Here is a 19,173-nt window from a genome sequence, read left to right on the forward strand (position 1 = left end):
CCTGTCGACCAACGGGTCGGCCTTTACGGAAGAAGCTTTAAGAAAAAAGAAGGGCTTACGGCGGTGCTGCGACATTTTGCTGCGGGGTGACGCGTACGGCCAGGTTTTTCGCGCGCATAAAAAAACCGAGCCATCGCTGGCTCGGTTTTCAGAATTGGTGCCCAGGAGAAGACTCGAACTTCCACGGTGTTGCCACCGCTAGGACCTGAACCTAGTGCGTCTACCAATTCCGCCACCTGGGCACATGAAACGATGTGTTGCCTTCGTTTCCGTGTTACAACGGCATCGCTGTCGTTGTGGCCGCGAACTATACGGACCACCTTTTTCCTTGTAAACCCCTGACAGCAAAAATAATTGTCCGGCAGAGCTGCCGTGCGGGCGCGATTCGCGCTTCAATAGACGCAGGGCCGTTTTGCCCTCATGAAAAGGTGATTTTTCTTAATGGCCGATTGGCAATCCCTCGATCCCGAGGCCGTCCGCGAGGCGGAGAAGTACGATAACCCCATTCCCAGTCGTGAACTGATCCTGATGCGACTGGACGAGCGTGGCGCCCCGGCGACCCGCGAGCAACTGATCGAAGAGTTCGGTCTGACCACCGAAGAGCAGCTCGAAGCGCTGCGTCGCCGTCTGCGCGCCATGGAGCGCGATGGCCAACTGGTCTACACCCGGCGCGGCGCCTATGCCCCGGTGGACAAGCTGGACCTGATCCGTGGTCGGGTCAGCGGGCACCGCGATGGCTTCGGTTTCCTCATCCCCGACGACGGCAGCGACGACCTGTTCCTCAGCCCGGCGCAGATGCGCTTGGTGTTCGACGGTGATCGCGTGCTGGCGCGCGTTGCCGGCTTCGACCGGCGCGGCCGGCGCGAAGGCGCCATCGCCGAGATTCTCGAGCGCGCCCATGAAGTGCTGGTCGGCCGCTTCTTCGAAGAGAGCGGCATCGGTCGCGTGGTGGCCGACAACCCGAAGATCCAGCAGGAAGTGCTGGTTGCGCCCGGCAAGCAGGCCGGTGCCAAGCATGGTCAGTTCGTGCAGGTGCGCATCGAGCAGTGGCCGAGCAATTTCCGCCAGGCCCAGGGCGAAGTGACCGAGGTGCTCGGCGACTACATGGCGCCGGGCATGGAAATCCAGGTGGCGCTGCACAGCTATGGCATTCCCCACGTCTGGCCCGAGGCGGTGGAAAAGGAAGCCGCCAAGCTCAGTCCCGAGGTGGCCGAGCGTGACAAGCAGAAGCGTGTCGATCTGCGCCATCTGCCGTTCGTCACCATCGACGGCGAGGATGCCCGCGACTTCGACGATGCCGTGTACGCCGAACCGGTGGCGGGCGGTGGCTGGACCCTCTATGTGGCCATCGCCGACGTGTCCTACTACGTGAAGGTGGGCTCGGCGCTGGATGAGGAGGCTGCCAAGCGCGGCAACTCGGTGTACTTCCCCGAGCAGGTCGTGCCGATGCTGCCGGAAGTACTGTCCAACGGGCTGTGCTCGCTCAACCCGCAGGTCGATCGCCTGGCGATGGTGTGCATCGTCGACCTCTCGGCCGCCGGCAAGATGACCGGCTATCGCTTCTGCGAGGCGGTGATCCACTCCCACGCGCGACTCACCTATAACAAGGTCAGCCAGCTGCTGGAGCGCCCGGACAGCACCGAGGCCGCGCAACTGCGCAGCCAGCTGCCGCAGGTGACGCCGCACCTCGAAGAGCTGTACCGGCTGTTCAAGGTGCTGCTCAAGGAGCGCACCGTGCGCGGGGCCATCGATTTCGAGACCCAGGAAACCCGCATCGTCTTCGGCGCCGACCGCAAGATCGTGGAGATCCGGCCGACCGAGCGCAACGACGCGCACAAGCTGATCGAGGAGTGCATGCTGTGCGCCAACGTAGCCACCGCGGCGTTCCTGCAGCAGCACGAGATCCCGGCGCTGTACCGCGTGCACGACAGTCCGCCGCCAGCCAAGCTGGAGAAGCTCATGGGCTTCCTCGGCGAAATGGGCCTGACCCTGTACCGTGGCAAGGGCGATCCGACACCCAAGGATTTCCTGCGCCTGCTCGACGCAGTGCGCGAGCGTCCGGACTTCCACCTGATCCAGACGGTCATGCTGCGCTCGCTGAGCCAGGCGGTGTACAGCCCGGAGAACGTCGGTCACTTCGGCCTCAACTATGAGGCCTATACCCACTTCACCTCGCCGATTCGCCGCTATCCCGACCTGCTGGTGCACCGCGCGATCCGGGGCCTGATCCGTTCCAAGCGGCAGAGCGAGCACGTCGTGCGCGTGGGTGCCGCGGCGCTGCCCAAGGCGCGCATCTATCCCTACGACGAGGAACACCTGGAGCGGCTCGGCGAAGATTGCTCGATGACCGAGCGGCGCGCCGACGAGGCCACCCGTGACGTGGTGAACTGGCTGAAGTGCGAGTACATGCGCGACCGGGTTGGCGAGACCTTCCCGGGCGTCATCACCGCCGTCACCGGCTTCGGCATCTTCGTCGAGCTCACCGACATCTATGTCGAGGGCCTGGTGCACGTCACCGGCCTGCCCGCCGATTACTACCACTTCGACCCGGTACACCATCGCCTGGCCGGCGAGCGCACCGGACGCAGCTTCCGCCTGGGCGACAGCGTGCAGGTGCGCGTGGCGCGGGTCGACCTGGACGAGCGCAAGATCGACTTCGAACTGGTCTCCGAAGCGGCGGCGCAGCGCCCGCGCGGCGAGCCGGCGCTGCCGGCGGACAAGCCCGCCAGGGCGCGCAAGGGCAAGTCGCCGGCCAAGGCGGTCGCTCCGGCGCCGGTCAAGGCCGAAAAACCCAGGGCCGCCAAGCCCGTGAGCGAGCCGGAAAAGCCGGCGCGCAAGAAGATCCGCGACCTGGACGAGGAGCCGGCCTTCGACTGGCCGGACCCCGAGCCCGAGGCCCTGCCGCGCAAGCGCAAGGTGGCGCCGGGGACCCAGCCGGAACGTCCGGCGATCCTCGGACATCGCAAGGCGCGCGAACCCCAGGTCGAACTGCCCGAGGAAGTGCCGGCGCGGCGGCGTTCGAGCGAGAAGCCGGCGCTGCTGTCCCGGCGCGTGGTCGGCAAGGTGCAGGTGCTCTCCGCCGCCGAGCTGGACGTGCAGGTCGCCGCCGAGGTGGGCAAGAGCCGTGCGGTCAAGAAGGCGCTGCTCGACGACGCCAAGGGCAAAGGCAAGGGCAAGGCGAAGGACAAGTCCGGCAAGGGCGATTCCAAGGGCAAGAGCGGCAAGGCCAAGCGCGGCGCCGGTAAATCCAGGGCCAAGTCATGAGTGATCTGGAAAAGGTCTACGGTGTACACGCCGTAGAGGCGTTGCTGCGCCATCACCCCAAGCGGGTCAAGCAGCTCTGGGTGGCCGAGGGTCGCCAGGATCCGCGCATCCAGGCGTTGCTGAGCCTGGCGGAGCAGCATCGGGTCAGTGTCGGCCAGCGCGAGCGGCGTGAGCTGGACGAGTGGGCCGAGGGCGTGCACCAGGGCGTGGTGGCGGAAGTCAGCCCCAGTCAGGTGTGGGGCGAGAACATGCTCGACGAGCTGCTCGAGCGCAACGAAGGCCCGGCGCTGCTGCTGGTGCTGGACGGCGTCACCGATCCGCACAATCTCGGTGCCTGCCTGCGTACCGCAGACGCCGCCGGCGCGCAGGCGGTGATCGTGCCCAAGGACAAGTCCGCCACCCTGAACGCCACCGTGCGCAAGGTGGCCTGCGGGGCTGCCGAAGTGATTCCTCTGGTCGCGGTCACCAACCTGTCGCGCACCCTGGAAAAGCTGCAGAAGAAGGGCTTGTGGATCGTCGGCACCGCCGGCGAGGCGGACAAGGAGCTCTACGACCTGGATCTCAGCGGCCCGACCGTGCTGGTGATGGGCGCCGAGGGCAAGGGCATGCGCCGCCTGACCCGCGAACACTGCGACTTCCTGGCGCGCCTGCCGATGGCCGGCAGCGTCAGCAGTCTGAATGTCTCGGTGGCCACTGGCGTATGCCTGTTCGAGGCGCTGCGCCAGCGCCGCCGCCCGGTCTGACCGACGGAGCGAATAATCGGCGCCGCGCCTTGCCTGGCGCCGACTCCCTCTCTAGAATGGCGCCCCTTGCCCTGCCGGCAGGCGTTCGCTCGCCTGCGGGGCAAGCCACAACGAAACATTCACTCCTTGCCTGATCGCACATGCGGCAGGCTACAACCCGTAAGGAGCATTTATGCGTCATTACGAAATCATCTTCCTGGTTCACCCGGACCAGAGCGAGCAGGTCGGCGGCATGGTCGAGCGCTACACCAAGCTCATCGAGGAAGACGGTGGCAAGATTCACCGCCTGGAAGACTGGGGCCGTCGTCAGCTGGCCTACGCCATCGACAACGTTCACAAGGCTCACTACATCCTGTTGAACGTCGAGTGCAGCGCCAAGGCGCTGGCCGAGCTGGAAGACAACTTCCGCTACAACGATGCCGTGATCCGCAACCTGATCATCCGTCGCGACGAAGCCGTCACCGGCCAGTCCGAGATGCTCAAGGCCGAAGAAAACCGCAGCGAGCGTCGTGAGCGTCGTGACCGCGTCGAATCCCAAGAGGGTTCCGACGACAGCGACAATGACAGCGACAACGCTGACGAGTAATCACCGGATCTATTGAGGAGCCAAGACCATGGCACGTTTCTTCCGTCGTCGTAAGTTCTGCCGTTTCACCGCCGAAGGCGTGAAGGAGATCGACTTCAAGGATCTCAACACCCTGAAGGCCTACATCTCCGAAACCGGCAAGATCGTTCCGAGCCGTATCACCGGGACCAAAGCCAAGTACCAGCGTCAGCTGGCCACCGCCATCAAGCGCGCCCGCTACCTGGCCCTGCTGCCCTACACCGACAGCCACGGTCGCTAAGACCGCGCCGTCGACGACAGGCACGAGATAGACAAGCATGCGGGCACTGGCCGACTTCATCATGCGCGGACGCACCCAAGCCATCCTGGTGGTGGCGGGCGGTGCACTGTTGCCGATGCTGTTCTGGCTGAGCGCCGCCGCCGGCAGCCTGGTGCTGCTGCGCCGTGGCCTGAGCGACGCCCTGGGCATTCTCGTCTGGGCGCTGCTGCCGGCCATTGGCTGGTGGTGGTTCGGCGAGCCGCGCACCCTGCTGGTAGTGGTGGGCGCCCTGGCCCTGGCTCTGGTGCTGCGCACCACTGTGTCGTGGGTGAAGGTGCTGCTGGCCAGCGTGTTGGTGGGCGTGGTGTTCGGCCTGGTGCTCGGCAGTTTGTTCGCCGAGCCGATCCAGGCCGTGGCCGCCGAGCTGCACAAGCTCATGCCGCAGTTCATGGGCAGTGGCTGGGAACAGCTTTCCGCCGATGAGCAGGCCCAGGTGCTGGGACTGGTCGTGCCGGTGCTGACCGGATTGATGGCGTCACTGCTGCAGATCGTCACCTTGCTGTGCCTGGTGCTCGGTCGCTACTGGCAGGCGTCGCTGTACAACCCGGGTGGCTTCGGCGAGGAGTTCCGCGCGCTGCGCCTGCCGGTCCTGCCGGCCTTGCTGCTGGTGGCCGGAATGCTGCTGGGGCCGAGCCTGGGCCTGCCCATGCTGGCCCCGCTGTGCAGTGTGCCGCTGGTGTTCGCCGGGGTGGCCCTGGTGCACGGGCTGGTCGCCGCCAAGCGTCTCGCACGCTTCTGGCTGGTGGGCCTGTACGTGACCCTGGTGCTGTTCATGCAGCTGGTCTATCCGTTGCTGATGGTGCTCGCCATCGTCGACAGTCTGTTCGATTTTCGCGGTCGCGCGACCCGCAAGGGTTCCGGACCTGCGAACGGTGAAGGTTAAAAGTTAAGAGGTAAGACTCAAATGGAAGTCATCCTGCTGGAAAAAATTGCCAACCTGGGCAACCTGGGCGACAAGGTCAACGTTCGTAGCGGTTACGGTCGTAACTACCTGATGCCGCAAGGCAAGGCCACCCCGGCTACCGCCGAGAACGTGGCTGCGTTCGAAGCCCGTCGCGCCGAGCTGGAAAAGGCTGCTGCCGACAAGAAGGCTGCCGCCGAAGCCCGCGCCGCTCAACTGAACGAGCTGGAAGTCACCATCACCGCCGTCGCCGGCGATGAAGGCAAGCTGTTCGGTTCCATCGGCACCGCCGACATCGCCGACGCCCTGACCGCCTCCGGCGTGGAAGTGGCCAAGAGCGAAGTGCGTCTGCCCAACGGCACCATTCGCCTGGTTGGCGAATACGACGTGGCTGTGCACCTGCACACCGACGTCGAGGCCAGCGTCCGTCTGGTCGTGGTCGCCGGCTAAGGTCGACGAACAGTCTGGCCCCTTCGGGGGTCGGACGCGTAACATCAGGCACGTTTCGCTCAAGCGGAACGTGCCTGTTGTTTTTCTGCCGCAGTAAAACTTGCCGAGACCCATGAACGAGATCAGCCTACCCGAGCAGTACGACCTGGAAACCGCGGCCCTCAAGGTGCCGCCGCATTCCATCGAGGCCGAGCAGGCCGTGCTGGGTGGCCTGATGCTGGACAACGACGCCTGGGAACGGGTCGCCGACCAGGTCTCGGACGGCGACTTCTACCGCCATGACCACCGGCTGATCTTCCGCGCCGTCCACGTGCTGGCCGAGCGCAACATGCCGTTCGACGTGGTTACCGTGTCCGAACAGCTGGACAAGGAAGGCCACCTGAACCAGGTCGGCGGCCTGGCCTACCTGGGCGAGCTGGCCAAGAACACTCCGTCGGTGGCCAACATCAAGGCCTACGCCGGGATCATTCGCGAGCGGGCCACGCTGCGCAAACTGATCAGCGTCAGCAGCGAGATTGCGGATAGCGCCTATTCCCCGCAGGGCCGCAACGGCGACGAGATTCTCGACGAGGCCGAGCGCAAGATCTTCGAGATCGCCGAAGAGCGCCCCAAGACCGGCGGCCCGGTGGGCCTCAACGACATCCTCGCCAAGGCCATCGACCGCATCGACACGCTGTTCAACAGCACCGACGCCATCACCGGCCTGACCACCGGCTTCTCCGACCTGGACGACAAGACCAGCGGCCTGCAGGCCGCCGACCTGGTGATCGTCGCCGGCCGTCCGTCGATGGGCAAGACCACCTTCGCCATGAACCTGGTGGAGAACGCGCTGCTGCGCAGCGACAAGGCGATCCTCGTCTACTCGCTGGAAATGCCCGCCGATTCCATCGTCATCCGTATGCTCGCCTCGCTGGGGCGCATCGATCAGACCAAGGTGCGCACCGGCAAGCTGGATGACGACGACTGGCCGCGCCTGACCTCGGCGGTCAACCTGCTCAACGACCGCAAGCTGTTTATCGACGACACCGCCGGTATCAGCCCCTCGGAAATGCGCGCGCGTACCCGCCGGGTGGCTCGCGAGCACGGCGAGATCGGCCTGATCATGGTCGACTACCTGCAGCTGATGCGCATCCCCGGCTCCAGCGGCGACAACCGGGTCAACGAGATCTCGGAAATCTCCCGCTCGCTCAAGGCGCTGGCCAAGGAATTCAACTGCCCGGTGGTGGCGCTCTCGCAGCTCAACCGCTCGCTGGAGCAGCGGCCCAACAAGCGCCCGGTCAACTCCGACCTGCGCGAATCCGGGGCCATCGAGCAGGACGCCGACATCATCATGTTCGTCTACCGGGACGAGGTGTATCACCCGGAAACCGAGCACAAGGGCATCGCCGAAATCATCCTCGGCAAGCAGCGTAACGGCCCGATCGGCACCGTGCGCCTGGCCTTCCTCGGCCGCTATTCGCGCTTCGAGAACCTCGCCCCGGGCAGCTACCAGTTCGACGACGACGAATAAGCCATACCGCCAAAGGCCGACACTACGTCGGCCTTTGGCTTATGGAGGCTGTGAATGCCGTCTCGCTGCTTGCGAGCCCGGTGCCGAGGAGTAAGCTGTTTCACGTTTTCTTCTCTTTTCACAGGATTTCCCATGCGTCCCCTCGTCGCCACGGTCGATCTGGCCGCCATCCGTCACAACTATGCCCACGCCAAGCGCTGCGCGCCGGGGCGGCGCGCCCTGGCGGTGGTCAAGGCCGATGCCTATGGTCACGGCGCGGCCATGGTGGTGACGGCGCTGGCCGAGGAGGTCGACGGCTTCGCGGTGTGCTGCGTCGAGGAAGCGCGCGTGGTGCGCGCCAACGCGCCCAAGGCGCGCATCCTGCTGCTTGAAGGTTGCTTCGACGAGGAGGACTGGCGCAGCGCCGCCGCGCTGAACCTGGACGTGGCGGTGCAGGGCCACGAGCAGGCCGAGCGCCTGCTGATGCTGCGCAGCGAGCGCCAGTTGAACGTCTGGCTCAAGCTGGACTCCGGCATGCACCGTCTGGGCTTTTCCGCCGACGAGATCCGCCACTGGGCCGAGCGCCTGCGCGCCGCGCCGCAGGTCGCCGAGGTCAACCTGATCAGCCACCTGGCCTGTGCGGACGAACAGGGCCATGAGCTCACCGGCCAGCAGCTGGACTGCTATGTCGACCTGCAGGATGTGGAATTCGACCAGCGCAGCTTCGCCAACTCCGCCGCCGTGCTGACCTTCGCCCCGGCGCACATGGACTGGATCCGCCCCGGCATCATGCTCTACGGTGCCTCGCCGTTCGCCGAAATCAGCGCCGCCGCGCTGGGCCTCAAGCCGGCCATGAGCCTGACCGCGCAGATCATCGCCCTGCACGAGGTGCCGGCCGGCGAAGGGGTCGGCTATGGCGCCACCTGGGTGGCGCAGCGTCCCTCGCGGGTCGCCACGGTGAGCTGCGGCTATGCCGACGGCTATCCGCGCCACGCGCCGTCCGGCACGCCGGTGGTGGTGCGCGGCCAGCGCGTGCCGCTGGCCGGCCGGGTGTCCATGGACATGCTGGCCATCGACGTCACCGACCTGCCCCTGGCGCGCATCGGCGACGCGGTGGAGTTGTGGGGCGCCCAGCTGCCGGTCGACGACGTCGCCCAGGCCGCCGGCACCATCGGCTACGAGCTGCTCACCAAGGTCACCGCCCGGGTGCGTCGCGAATACCGGCCGTAGCCCGGCCTCGCGAAAAAAGCCTGCGTCACCTGTAGGAGCGGCTTCAGCCGCGAGCTTTGAATCGCCGCCACAAAAAGCATCGCGGCTGAAGCCGCCTCCGACAGTCGCTCCTACGGTTGTCCCTGTTGCGGAAAACCCGAGCGCCCCTGTCGGACTTGTTCACTTTTTGTGCTATATTCCGCGCCCTTTTTTGTATTGCCCCCTGGTTTCGCCATGACCGCCGTCAAGCCGCTGTTCGACTACCCCAAATACTGGGCCGAGTGCTTCGGGCCCGCGCCCTTCCTGCCGATGAGCCGGGAAGAGATGGATCGGCTCGGCTGGGACAGCTGCGACATCATCGTGGTCACCGGCGACGCCTACGTCGACCATCCGTCGTTCGGCATGGCGATCATCGGCCGGCTGCTGGAGGCCCAGGGCTTCCGTGTCGGCATCATCAGCCAGCCGGACTGGCGCAGCAAAGACGACTTCATGAAGCTCGGCCAGCCGAACCTGTTCTTCGGCGTGGCGGCGGGCAACATGGACTCGATGATCAACCGCTACACGGCCGACCGGAAGGTGCGCTCCGACGACGCCTACACCGCCGGCGGCGAGGCCGGCAAGCGTCCGGACCGCGCCAGCCTGGTGTATAGCCAGCGCTGCAAGGAGGCCTTCAGCGAAACGCCAGTGGTGCTTGGCGGCATCGAGGCCTCGCTGCGCCGCATCACCCACTACGACTACTGGTCGGACAAGGTGCGCCGCTCGATCCTCATGGACGCCACCGCCGATCTGCTGCTGTACGGCAACGCCGAGCGCGCCATCGTCGAAGTCGCCCATCGCCTGGCCGCCGGCGAGCCGGTGGAAGCCATCACCGACGTGCGCGGCACCGCCTTCATCCGCAAGGACACGCCCGAGGGCTGGTTCGAAATCGACTCCACGCGCATCGATCGCCCCGGTCACGTCGACAAGATCATCAACCCCTACGTCAACACCCGCGACCTGGAAGCCTGCGCGCTGGAGAACGGCCAGCCGCCGGCCGAGGACCCCAACGAGGCGAAGCCGCTGGTGCTGCTGCCGCACCCGAGCCATGACCGCGACCGCACGGTGATCCGCTTGCCGTCGTTCGAGAAAGTGCGCAACGACCCGGCGCTGTATGCCCACGCCAACCGCGTGCTGCACCTGGAAACCAACCCGGGCAACGCCCGCGCACTGGTGCAGAAGCACGAGAACCTGGACGTCTGGCTGAATCCGCCGCCGATTCCGCTGACCACCGAGGAAATGGACTACGTGTTCGCCGCGCCCTACGCGCGCGTGCCGCACCCGGCCTACAACGGCGCGAAGATTCCCGCCTACGAGATGATCCGCTTCTCGGTGAACATCATGCGCGGCTGCTTCGGTGGCTGTACCTTCTGCTCGATCACCGAGCACGAGGGGCGCATCATCCAGAGCCGCTCGCACGAATCGATCCTCCACGAGATCGAGGAAATGAAGAAGGTGCGCGGCTTTACCGGCGTGGTCTCCGACCTCGGCGGGCCGACCGCCAACATGTACCGCCTGGGCTGCAAGAGCCACGACATCGAGAAGCACTGCCGCAAGCCGTCCTGCGTGTTCCCCGGCATCTGCGAGAACCTCAACACCGACCACGGCTCGCTGATCGAGCTGTACCGCAAGGCCCGCGCGCTGCCCGGCGTGAAGAAGATCCTCATCGCCTCCGGCCTGCGCTATGACCTGGCCGTCGAGTCGCCCGAGTACGTCAAGGAGCTGGTCACCCACCACGTCGGCGGCTACCTGAAGATTGCCCCGGAACACACCGAGCGCGGCCCGCTCGACAAGATGATGAAACCGGGCATCGGCAGCTACGACCGCTTCAAGAAAATGTTCGACAAGTTCTCGAAGGAGGCCGGCAAGGAGCAGTACCTGATCCCGTACTTCATCGCCGCGCACCCGGGCACCACCGACGAGGACATGATGAACCTGGCGCTGTGGCTGAAGGCCAACGGTTTCCGCGCCGACCAGGTGCAGGCCTTCTACCCGTCGCCGATGGCGTCGGCCACCGCCATGTATCACACCGGCAAGAACCCGCTGCGCAAGGTCACCTACAAGAGCGAAGGCGTGGTGGTGGTCAAGAGCGAGGAGCAGCGCCGCCTGCACAAGGCCTTCCTGCGCTGGCACGACCCGAAGAACTGGCCGCTGCTGCGCGAGGCGCTGCTGCGCATGGGGCGTGGCGACCTGATCGGCTCCGCCAAGCACCAGCTGATCCCGGCCCACCAGTCGGCCGGCGATGCGGGCTACCAGAGCGCGCGGCGCAAGAATTCCACGCCGGTGGGCAGCAAGAAGGCCGGGCAGGGCGGCAAGCTGCTCACCCAGCACACCGGCTTGCCGCCGCGCAGCCAGGACGGCAACGCCTGGGACAAGCGCGAACAGGCCAAGGCCGCCGCCGAAGCCCGCCGCGCCGAACAGGCCCGCGCCGGCAAGGGTGGCGCGGGCAAGGGTGGCAAGGGCGGCAAGCCGCAGCGTCCGGTGGCCCCGCGCTAACGACCCGGCACGGAGCCTGTGGGGCCGGCTTTATGCCGGCCGTCGGAGGTGATTCCCTGCCTGGGTGCCGTGACCACCCCTGTCGGCCGGCATAAAAGCCGGCCCTGCACATTCTCCCGTCACTCCACCACGAAGCGCAGCATGCCGATCAGCTGACCGGCCTCGGTTACCACCTGCACCTGCCACTTGCCGCGCGGGTCGGCGGGGAAGTTGCGCTTGTGGGTCCAGGCCCGGTAGCCGGCCTCGCGTCCGCCCTCGATCGACAGGGTGATGCGGTCCACTTCCTGACCGTTCAGTCGCCACACATGCTGGATGCGCTCCGAGAGCCCGCGCGGCGCGTTGATCGCCGTGTAGGCATACAGCCCTTCGGCGTTCAGGCGTTCCAGGCTGACCCGGCGCAGCCGCTCGGCCGGCGCCCGCTCGCGCACCTCGTGGGCGATGGCGACCTGGTTCAGCCACAGGGTCGCCGGCGGCACCCACAGCCGCGCCAGCCAGCCGGCACCGCCCAGCGCCACCAGCAGCAGGGGCGCCAGCAGCCAGCGCCGCCAGCCCGTTCCGGTCAGCGCCGCCAGGCTGGGCAGCGCGAGCAGCAGGGCGATGCCCAGCGCCCAGCGGTAGCTCTGCGCGGTGTCCAATTGCAGGATGATCGGCAGCGCGGTGAGCAGCACGGCGAACAGCGTCAGGCTGTGGAAGGCCAGGTACAGCCAGCGGCGCGGCGCCAGGCCCCGGTAGTAGATCGGGTCGAGGATCGACACCAGCGCGGCCAGGCCGAGCACGCCGGTGAACGCCGCCTGGCCGGTGTTCCAGCTGGTGGTGATGAAGAAGAACGGCAGGATGAAGAACAGACTCTCCTGGTGGATCATCTGCGTCGCGTAGTGCAGCAGCGGCGGCGGCAAGCGCAGGCCGAAGCGCCGCTCCAGCCAGCGGTACAGCGTGTGGCCCAGGGCCAGCCACAGCCAGCTGACCAGCATCACCACGGCGATCACCTTGGCCAGCCCGGCGTGGCGATCGACCAGCAGAAAGCTGGCCAGTCCGGACACGAAGCCGAACAGCGCGACCAGCCCGGGATAGCGTTTGAGAAAGGCGGTTACCCGCTCGATCAGCGGGTGCAGGGAGTCGATCCAGCGGGGCATGCGGCACACGAAGCGAAGCCAACGACCGGATGGCCGTCGTGCCGTTATGACCCCCGCCGGCGTTAAAAGGTTGCGGACAGGCTACAGGGCGTTGCCGCAAGCCGCCGAGGCATAGCTGGCCAGCAGGTTGCGCAGCAGTTCGTCGAGACCCATGGTGACACTCCTCCGTTCGGTATGGTCGCCATGCTAGGCCGCCCCGGGCGCCCTGGCTCGTTGAACCTGTGCATGGCGGCGATAGCCTCGTCGTGGCGGCGGAACCCCGGACGGGTGCGCGCGTCTACCGCCTCAGCCACTGACCCGGAGAACCGCCATGCTTCGTCGACTCGCCGTTGTCACCCTGCTGTCCCTGCCCGTCGCGCCCCTGTGGGCGGCCGAGTGCAGCGTGGACATCGATTCCACCGACCAGATGACTTACAACACCAACGCCGTCGAAATCGCCAAGAGCTGCCAGCAGTTCACCGTCAACCTCACGCACTCCGGCCAGTTGCCGAAGAACGTCATGGGCCACAACTGGGTGCTGACCACCCAGGCCGACATGACGCCGGTGGTCAACGAAGGCGCCGCCGCCGGGCTGGAGAGCGACTACCTGAAGGCGAACGACCCGCGCATCCTCGCCCACACCAAGCTGATCGGTGGTGGCGAGAGCACCTCGGTCACCTTCGACGTGGCGCAACTGCAGGCCGATCAGCAGTACATGTTCTTCTGCTCGTTCCCGGGCCACTTCGCCACGATGAAGGGCACGGTGACGCTTGTGGATTGAATCGGGCGGGACGCCTGTGCCTGAACGGGCAACGGTTGTCCAGAGATTCTGTGGGCGTTCCTGTGCATAACTGCCGGGAAGCGTGCGCGAAGTCACGACTGGCGCGGCTTGCAGCGGCCTGAACGCTTTTTGCCCAGGACAAAAAATGTCCGTTTAACAAGCGCTTGGCGCAATATGTCGCAGGTGGGCCGGAACGACGCTTTTCCCCAGAAGCTGTGGATAAGTCTGTGGGTAGCGCACGGAAAAGTGGGGGGGGCCAGCGCGCTGCGCGGCCTGGCCGGGGTTGCCGGTTTTTTGCGCAACGAGAGGCAACCAGCCCGTCAGGCGGATGGGGTTGACGGGCTGGCTGCGGGTGCCAATTCCATGGCACGGGCATCTTCATGCACGAGCGGTGCCATTACTTTGATCTCAATCAGCTTTGCCGGACGGGCGCGCGCCTGCCCTTCCCAGTGAACGAGCGTTGACTCAAGCCGTCGCCTCTGGCAGTTTGTGCACGCTTGTTCACTCAATGGATCTGGCATGCTTCCTTTCGTTCCTTTCCCCCTCGGCTGGTTGCGTCTGCTGGTCGCCCATGACTGGCTGCGCGAAGCCGGCGTCGACGCCTGGCTCGCTGCCGTGCGTGCCGACTGGCGCCTCAACCGCACCTTCGCCCGCGTGTATTCCCTGCGCTGGGTGGCCGCCGACATGCTGGCGTTGCGCCTGAAGGCCAACCGCAACTGGCGCGGCGCGCGGCCCGGCCAGGCGGTGCTGATGTATGGCGAGCGCAATGGCGTGCGCCTGGCGCGCTGCTACAGCCTGACCGCCGTGCGCGGGCGCATGCTGGAACTGGCCATCAAGCGCCAGCCCGGCGGTCGTTTCGCCGAGACCCTGATCGACAACATCCTGCCCGGCGATGTGCTGGAACTGGGCACGCCGAGCGGTGAGCTGGCGTGGCCTCGGGACGCCGCATCCGGCGTGCTGCTGCTGGCCGCCGGCAGCGGCATTACCGCCCTGTACGGCCTGCTGCGCGAAGCGCTGGGCAACGGCTGGCAGCAGCCCGTCTGGCTGTTGCACTCGGTGCGTCAACGCGAGCAGCGCGCCTTCGTGCCCGAACTGGAGGCGCTGATGGCGCGCCACCCCAATCTGCGCGTGCAGTGGCTGATCACCGGCGAGCCGGCCGGGGAGGGCGAGCTGCAGGGCCGCCTGTGTGCCGAGCACCTGCGCGAGCGGCCGGCGCATTCGCTGCTGGCCTGCGGCCCGCACGGCTTCGTGCAGGAGGCGCTGACCCTGTGGCACGCCGAACCGCGCGCCGGTACGGCGCAATGGGAAGCCTTCAGTCCGCCGCCGGCCCCGGCATCCACGGGCGGTCAACCGGTACGCCTGGAATTCGCCCGTTCCGGCCTGCGTGTCGAGGGCGACGACCAGCGCCCGCTGCTGGAGCAGGCCGAGGCGCAGGGCCTCAGGCCCAGGCACGGTTGCCGCCAGGGCGTCTGCACCGAATGCACCTGCCAGCTGCTGGAAGGCCGCGTGCGCGACCTGCGCAGTGGCCGCGAAATCAGCGAGCCCGGCCAGCCGATCCGCATCTGCGTCAGCGCGCCGCTGGGCGATGTGCGTATCGACCTGTAAGCCGCTTCTTCCTTCTTCGAGACTCCCATGCGTACCGACCGTGAACTGACCCCCGCCGAACTGGATGCGTTCGGCGCCGAGCTCGACGCCCTGCGCGAGCGCACCCTGAACGACCTGGGCGAGGCCGATGCCCGCTACATCCGCCGCATCCGCGCCGCCGTGCGCCTGTGCTGCACCGCTGGCCGCATGCTGCTGATGTTCGGCTGGTTCCCGCCGACCTGGCTGCTCGGCACCCTGCTGCTGGGCCTGGGCAAGATCCTGGAAAACATGGAGCTGGGCCACAACGTGATGCACGGCCAGTACGACTGGATGAACGATCCGGAGCTCAACGGCCAGCGCTACGAGTGGGACATCGCCGGCCCGGCCGACTTCTGGCGGCACACCCACAACCACCTGCACCACACCTACACCAACGTGATCGGCAAGGACGACGACATCGGCTACGGCCTGCTGCGCCTGTTCCCCGAGCAGCGCTGGAAGCCGTTCTACCGCCGCCAGGTGCTGTGGGCGACCCTGCAGGCGCTGCTGTTCCAGTACGCCGTGGCGGTGCAGCACGTGAAGCTCGACAAGTACTTCAAGGGGCGCCTCAGCAAGGATGAGGTGCGTCCGCTGCTGCGCCAAATGAACGGCAAGATCGCCCGCCAGTGGGCCAAGGACTACCTGTTCTTCCCGCTGCTGGCCCTGCTGATCGGCGCCAACGCCCTGGCGGTGCTGGCCGGCAATCTGGTGGCCAACCTGCTGCGCAACCTGTGGACCTTCGCGGTGATCTTCTGCGGGCACTTCACCGAGAAGGCCGCGGTGTTTCCGGCCGAGGTGCTGGAGAACGAGAGCCGTGGCCACTGGTACCTGCGCCAGCTGCGTGGTTCCAGCAACCTGGAGGGCGGCCCGCTGTTCCACATCCTCACCGGCAACCTCAGCCACCAGATCGAGCATCACCTGTACCCGGACGTGCCGGCGCGCCGCTACGCGGAAATGGCTTGTGAAGTCAGGAAGATCGCCGCGCGCTACGGCCAGGAATACAACACCGGGCGCATGAGCCGGCAGATTGCCACGGTGTTCCGGCGCATCTGGGTGTATCGCAAGCCGCAGGCGGTGTAGGCGTTGGACGCTCTTTTGTAGGAGCGGCTTCAGCCACGATGGGTGCGGGGCATCGCGGCTGAAGCCGCTCCCACAGACGTAGGGTGGTTCGCGCTTCATCGAGCCACCGACGCGCCGCGAGGCGCGCCGTGCCGGCGCGCTGGTGGCCAAGGAAAGCGTTGACCACCCTACGCCGCTCAGCCCGGTCGCAGCCCGTTACTCCGCCTTGCGCCCCAGCCCCTGCCAGTGCTTGCCGCCGATCATGATGAAGCGCAGCTGCTGGGTGATCTTGGCTTCCGGCTGCAAGTGCGCAGGCAGGGTGTCGGCCGGCGGGTCGATGAGTTCCGGCAGGGTGGCGAACACCGTCTTCACCACCAGGTCGGCGACCACGTCGACGGCGTCGGCATCCAGGTGCGGCATGCGGTTCATCAGCTTGAGGTCGGCGGCCAGGTCGTCGGTGATGCGCTGGCGCAGCGCGGCGATGGCCTGACGCACTAGCTGCGAACCGCCGTACTGCTCGCGGGCCAGGAACAGGAACTGCCCGTGGTTGGCGCTCACCGCGTCGAGGAAGATGCGCGTGCTGGCCTCGATCAGTCCCTGATGCTCGAACTCGTTCTGGCGCACCGCGCGCAGCGTGGCGCGGAAGGTCTCGCCCACCTCGGCCACCAGCGCCAGGCCCAGCGCGTCCATGTCGGTGAAGTGCCGGTAGAAGCCGGTAGGCACGATGCCCGCGTGGCGCGCCACTTCGCGCAGGCTCAGGCTGCCGAAGCCACGACCGCTCTCCATCAACTGGCGGGCGGCGTCCATCAGGGCCTGGCGGGTCTGCAGTTTCTGTTCGGCACGGGTCATGGGCTGGCGTTCTTCCATTGGGCGCAGGGGTTGCACTCTAACAAATGCCCCGCCTTGCGTGGCCGCTTTGACGGCCGAACCAGACCGACCATCGGTCGCTGCCCGGCGTCCCCCAAGACGGACTGGCGTACCCCTTGCATGGGCCGGCGCCATTCTGCGGGCGCGTCAGACGCCCGGCATTTGGAGAGGTGCGATGGCGGCGGTGCAGGCGATTCTGCCAATTTTTCTGTTGATTCTGCTGGGCTACTGGATCGGCCGCCGGCAATGGCTGACCCCGGAGGCCGCCAACGGCCTGTCGACGCTGACCTTCAAGCTGTTCATGCCGCTGGTGCTGTTCACCGGCATCGCCCGTGCCGATCTGGCCGAAGGCCTGTCGCCGCATCTGCTGCTGGCCTATTTCCTGCCGGCGCTGGGCCTGTTTGCCCTGGTCAGCCTGCTGGCCCACCGGCGTCACGGGCGCGCCACGCCGCTGGGCCTGGCCGCCGCCTATTCCAACAACGTGCTGATCGGCATTCCCATGGTGGCTTCGGTGCTGGGCGCGCCGAGCATGGTCTATGTGTTCGCCATCCTGGTGTTCCACAGCCTGCTGCTGTTCAGTGTGCAGAGCCTGTATGCGGCGTTCGGCACCGGCGAGAAGGTGCGCCTGAGCAGCCTGCTGGGCAATCTGGCCAATCCGCTGATTGTCGGCCTGCTGCTCGGCGCCCTGCTGAACATTTCCGGCCTGGCGTTGCCGGCGCCGCTGTGGCGACTGGCCGACTGGCTGGCCGGCGCGGGCCTGCCCTGCGCGTTGCTGGTGCTGGGCCTGAGCCTGTCGCGCTTTCGCCTGATGCCTGATCCGACCTCCTGGGCGCTGACCCTGGTCAAGCTGGTGGCCTTTCCGGCGCTGGTCTATCTGCTCGCCGGCGCCCTGGGCCTGCCGGACGCCGCGCGCGCCGTGCTGGTGGTGCTCGCCGCCTGTCCGAGCGGGGTGAACGTGCTGGGCTTCGTGCGCAAGCCCGAGGACAGCCGCACGGTCAGCGCCACGGTGTTCCTCTCCACGCTGCTCGGCGCCATCGGCCTGCCGCTGTGGCTGAGTCTGCTGCGCATGTGATACTTGCCGGCCTGCAACGGCAATGGAGGCCCGCATGAACAACTCCGATGGCGATGCCCAGGCGCCGCGTTATCCCCTGGTGCTGGTGCACGGCCTGCTCGGCTTCGGCCACCTGCTTGGTTATCCCTACTGGTACGGCATCGACAGCGCGCTGCGCCGCGCCGGGGTGGACGTGCATCTGGCGCGCATCTCCGCCGTGCATGGCAATGAGCCGCGCGGCGAGCAGCTGCTCGAGCGCCTGGCCGAGATCCGCCGCGTCAGCGGGGCGGACAAGCTCAACCTGCTCGGCCACAGCCAGGGCGCGCTGACCGCCCGCTACGCCGCCGCCGTGTGTCCCGAGTGGGTGGCCTCGGTCACCTCGGTGGCCGGTCCCAATCACGGCTCGGAACTGGCCGACTCGCTCAAGCGGCGCTTCCCCGAGGACAGTCGCGGTCGGCGCCTGCTGGCGCGCTTCACCGAAGGGCTGGCGCGGCTGATGGCCGGGCTGGATCGCGAGGCCGCCGGCCTGCTGCTGCCCGGCGACGCGCTGCAGGCGCTGGAGGAGTTGTCCACCGACGGGGTGGCCGCCTTCAACGCCCGTTATCCCCAGGGTCTGCCGGCCCAGTGGGGCGGGGAGGGCGAGCATCAGGTGAACGGCGTGCGCTACTACTCCTGGAGCGGCATCCTCGGCCCGGACACCGCGCAGGGCGCCAACCGCCTGGATCCCACCCATCTGCTGTGCCGCCGCCTGGCGCGCCACTTCCAGCGCGAGGCCGGGCAGAACGACGGCATGGTCGGGCGCTTCAGCAGTCACCTGGGCCAGGTGATCCGCTCCGACTACCCGCTCGATCACCTGGACATCGTCAACCAGCAGGCTGGCGCGGTGGCGCCCGGCATCGACCCGGTGGCGCTGTACCTGGAGCATGCGCGACGCCTGGCGCAAGCGGGGCTGTAAGGCGAATCCTGTGGGGCCGGCTTGATGCCGGCCGGCGGTGTTGCGGCCGCCGCCCGGGGTTTCGTCCCCACCTCCCTCGGCCGGGATAAACCCGGCCCTACAGATTTCCTGGCTGCACGGCGCCCGGTGGGGCCGGCTTGACGCCGGCCGCCGGTGTTGCGGTCATCGCCCGGGTTTTCGTCCCCACCTCCCTCGGCCGGGATAAACCCGGCCCTACAGGTTTCCTGGCTGCACGGGGCCCGGTGGGGCCGGC

Annotated in this window: 16 protein-coding genes and 1 tRNA gene; 14 read left to right on the top strand and 3 right to left on the bottom strand. The window is 67.1% G+C overall.

The annotated features are described in order from the left end of the window. Positions 1–155 precede the first annotated feature (155 nt). Positions 156–242 (bottom strand) — tRNA-Leu (locus VL129_RS05730). A 199-nt stretch (positions 243–441) separates the two neighbouring features. Here VL129_RS05730 and rnr point away from each other — a divergent pair. From rnr to VL129_RS05775, 9 genes are all read left to right on the top strand, one after another. Continuing rightward, positions 442–3,264 carry a ribonuclease R gene (gene rnr, locus VL129_RS05735; protein ID WP_325410991.1) on the top strand — a complete coding sequence of 941 codons (2,823 nt, stop codon included), beginning with the start codon at positions 442–444 and terminating at the stop codon, positions 3,262–3,264. Next, positions 3,261–4,007: a 23S rRNA (guanosine(2251)-2'-O)-methyltransferase RlmB gene (gene rlmB / locus VL129_RS05740; RefSeq protein ID WP_325410993.1), complete on the top strand. Its 747-nt coding sequence runs from the start codon at positions 3,261–3,263 to the stop codon at positions 4,005–4,007. Before rnr ends, rlmB begins: the two co-directional genes overlap by 4 nt. A gap of 172 nt (positions 4,008–4,179) precedes the next feature. Beyond that, positions 4,180–4,593 carry a 30S ribosomal protein S6 gene (gene rpsF / locus VL129_RS05745; RefSeq protein WP_325410995.1) on the top strand — a complete coding sequence of 138 codons (414 nt, stop codon included), beginning with the start codon at positions 4,180–4,182 and terminating at the stop codon, positions 4,591–4,593. 28 nt (positions 4,594–4,621) lie between these two features. Then, on the top strand, positions 4,622–4,852 hold the full coding sequence (rpsR, locus tag VL129_RS05750) for a 30S ribosomal protein S18 (RefSeq protein ID WP_003452992.1): 231 nt from the start codon (positions 4,622–4,624) through the stop codon (positions 4,850–4,852). A gap of 37 nt (positions 4,853–4,889) precedes the next feature. Beyond that, on the top strand, positions 4,890–5,774 hold the full coding sequence (locus VL129_RS05755; protein ID WP_325410997.1) for a YybS family protein: 885 nt from the start codon (positions 4,890–4,892) through the stop codon (positions 5,772–5,774). 21 nt (positions 5,775–5,795) lie between these two features. After that, positions 5,796–6,242 (top strand): 50S ribosomal protein L9, encoded by a 447-nt coding sequence (gene rplI / locus VL129_RS05760; protein WP_325410999.1) that lies wholly within the window; start codon positions 5,796–5,798, stop codon positions 6,240–6,242. 112 nt (positions 6,243–6,354) lie between these two features. Continuing rightward, positions 6,355–7,752 (top strand): replicative DNA helicase, encoded by a 1,398-nt coding sequence (gene dnaB, locus VL129_RS05765; protein ID WP_325411001.1) that lies wholly within the window; start codon positions 6,355–6,357, stop codon positions 7,750–7,752. Positions 7,753–7,884: 132 nt separating this feature from the next. Continuing rightward, complete coding sequence (alr, locus tag VL129_RS05770; protein WP_325411003.1) at positions 7,885–8,961, top strand: alanine racemase; 1,077 nt, start codon at positions 7,885–7,887, stop codon at positions 8,959–8,961. Positions 8,962–9,174: 213 nt separating this feature from the next. Next, positions 9,175–11,472, top strand: a complete 2,298-nt coding sequence (locus VL129_RS05775) for a YgiQ family radical SAM protein (RefSeq protein ID WP_325411005.1) — start codon at positions 9,175–9,177, stop codon at positions 11,470–11,472. Between the two features lie 119 nt (positions 11,473–11,591). On the opposite strand, the gene VL129_RS05780 is transcribed toward VL129_RS05775, so the two are convergent. Next, positions 11,592–12,605: a DUF5924 family protein gene (locus VL129_RS05780; RefSeq protein WP_325411007.1), complete on the bottom strand. Its 1,014-nt coding sequence runs from the start codon at positions 12,603–12,605 to the stop codon at positions 11,592–11,594. Between the two features lie 310 nt (positions 12,606–12,915). Here VL129_RS05780 and azu point away from each other — a divergent pair, with 310 nt between their 5' ends. The 3 genes from azu to VL129_RS05795 all read left to right on the top strand — a co-directional run bounded on the left by azu (position 12,916) and on the right by VL129_RS05795 (position 16,068). Then, positions 12,916–13,365 (top strand): azurin, encoded by a 450-nt coding sequence (gene azu / locus VL129_RS05785; protein WP_325411009.1) that lies wholly within the window; start codon positions 12,916–12,918, stop codon positions 13,363–13,365. A gap of 519 nt (positions 13,366–13,884) precedes the next feature. Further along, complete coding sequence (locus tag VL129_RS05790) at positions 13,885–14,970, top strand: flavin reductase family protein (protein WP_325411011.1); 1,086 nt, start codon at positions 13,885–13,887, stop codon at positions 14,968–14,970. A gap of 27 nt (positions 14,971–14,997) precedes the next feature. Continuing rightward, positions 14,998–16,068 carry a fatty acid desaturase family protein gene (locus tag VL129_RS05795; RefSeq protein WP_325411013.1) on the top strand — a complete coding sequence of 357 codons (1,071 nt, stop codon included), beginning with the start codon at positions 14,998–15,000 and terminating at the stop codon, positions 16,066–16,068. A 195-nt stretch (positions 16,069–16,263) separates the two neighbouring features. Here the strand turns inward: VL129_RS05795 and VL129_RS05800 are convergent, their stop codons facing one another. Continuing rightward, complete coding sequence (locus VL129_RS05800) at positions 16,264–16,896, bottom strand: TetR family transcriptional regulator (protein ID WP_325411015.1); 633 nt, start codon at positions 16,894–16,896, stop codon at positions 16,264–16,266. Between the two features lie 193 nt (positions 16,897–17,089). Between VL129_RS05800 and VL129_RS05805 the strand changes: the two genes are divergently transcribed. Together VL129_RS05805 and VL129_RS05810 are read left to right on the top strand one after the other, a co-directional pair. Next, the gene (locus tag VL129_RS05805) at positions 17,090–17,986 is read left to right on the top strand and encodes an AEC family transporter (protein ID WP_325411017.1); all 897 of its coding nucleotides are present in this window, start codon (positions 17,090–17,092) and stop codon (positions 17,984–17,986) included. A 34-nt stretch (positions 17,987–18,020) separates the two neighbouring features. Further along, a complete protein-coding gene (locus VL129_RS05810) occupies positions 18,021–18,920 on the top strand; it encodes an alpha/beta hydrolase (protein WP_325411019.1) in 900 nt (299 codons plus the stop codon). Positions 18,921–19,173 lie beyond the last annotated feature (253 nt).

It is taken from the genome of Pseudomonas sp., from assembly GCF_035497915.1.
Lineage (GTDB): Bacteria > Pseudomonadota > Gammaproteobacteria > Pseudomonadales > Pseudomonadaceae > Serpens.

What these genes read in the sequence shown, in the direction of transcription:
- azu (WP_325411009.1), top strand. Translation starts at nt 12,916, where the DNA reads ATGCTTCGTCGACTCGCCGTTGTCACCCTGCTGTCCCTGCCCGTCGCG.
- VL129_RS05805 (WP_325411017.1), top strand. Translation starts at nt 17,090, where the DNA reads ATGGCGGCGGTGCAGGCGATTCTGCCAATTTTTCTGTTGATTCTGCTG.
- rpsF (WP_325410995.1), top strand. Translation starts at nt 4,180, where the DNA reads ATGCGTCATTACGAAATCATCTTCCTGGTTCACCCGGACCAGAGCGAG.
- VL129_RS05790 (WP_325411011.1), top strand. Translation starts at nt 13,885, where the DNA reads ATGCTTCCTTTCGTTCCTTTCCCCCTCGGCTGGTTGCGTCTGCTGGTC.
- VL129_RS05755 (WP_325410997.1), top strand. Translation starts at nt 4,890, where the DNA reads ATGCGGGCACTGGCCGACTTCATCATGCGCGGACGCACCCAAGCCATC.
- rlmB (WP_325410993.1), top strand. Translation starts at nt 3,261, where the DNA reads ATGAGTGATCTGGAAAAGGTCTACGGTGTACACGCCGTAGAGGCGTTG.
- VL129_RS05780 (WP_325411007.1), bottom strand. Translation starts at nt 12,605, where the DNA reads ATGCCCCGCTGGATCGACTCCCTGCACCCGCTGATCGAGCGGGTAACC.
- VL129_RS05795 (WP_325411013.1), top strand. Translation starts at nt 14,998, where the DNA reads ATGCGTACCGACCGTGAACTGACCCCCGCCGAACTGGATGCGTTCGGC.
- rplI (WP_325410999.1), top strand. Translation starts at nt 5,796, where the DNA reads ATGGAAGTCATCCTGCTGGAAAAAATTGCCAACCTGGGCAACCTGGGC.
- rpsR (WP_003452992.1), top strand. Translation starts at nt 4,622, where the DNA reads ATGGCACGTTTCTTCCGTCGTCGTAAGTTCTGCCGTTTCACCGCCGAA.
- rnr (WP_325410991.1), top strand. Translation starts at nt 442, where the DNA reads ATGGCCGATTGGCAATCCCTCGATCCCGAGGCCGTCCGCGAGGCGGAG.
- alr (WP_325411003.1), top strand. Translation starts at nt 7,885, where the DNA reads ATGCGTCCCCTCGTCGCCACGGTCGATCTGGCCGCCATCCGTCACAAC.
- VL129_RS05800 (WP_325411015.1), bottom strand. Translation starts at nt 16,896, where the DNA reads ATGACCCGTGCCGAACAGAAACTGCAGACCCGCCAGGCCCTGATGGAC.
- dnaB (WP_325411001.1), top strand. Translation starts at nt 6,355, where the DNA reads ATGAACGAGATCAGCCTACCCGAGCAGTACGACCTGGAAACCGCGGCC.
- VL129_RS05810 (WP_325411019.1), top strand. Translation starts at nt 18,021, where the DNA reads ATGAACAACTCCGATGGCGATGCCCAGGCGCCGCGTTATCCCCTGGTG.
- VL129_RS05775 (WP_325411005.1), top strand. Translation starts at nt 9,175, where the DNA reads ATGACCGCCGTCAAGCCGCTGTTCGACTACCCCAAATACTGGGCCGAG.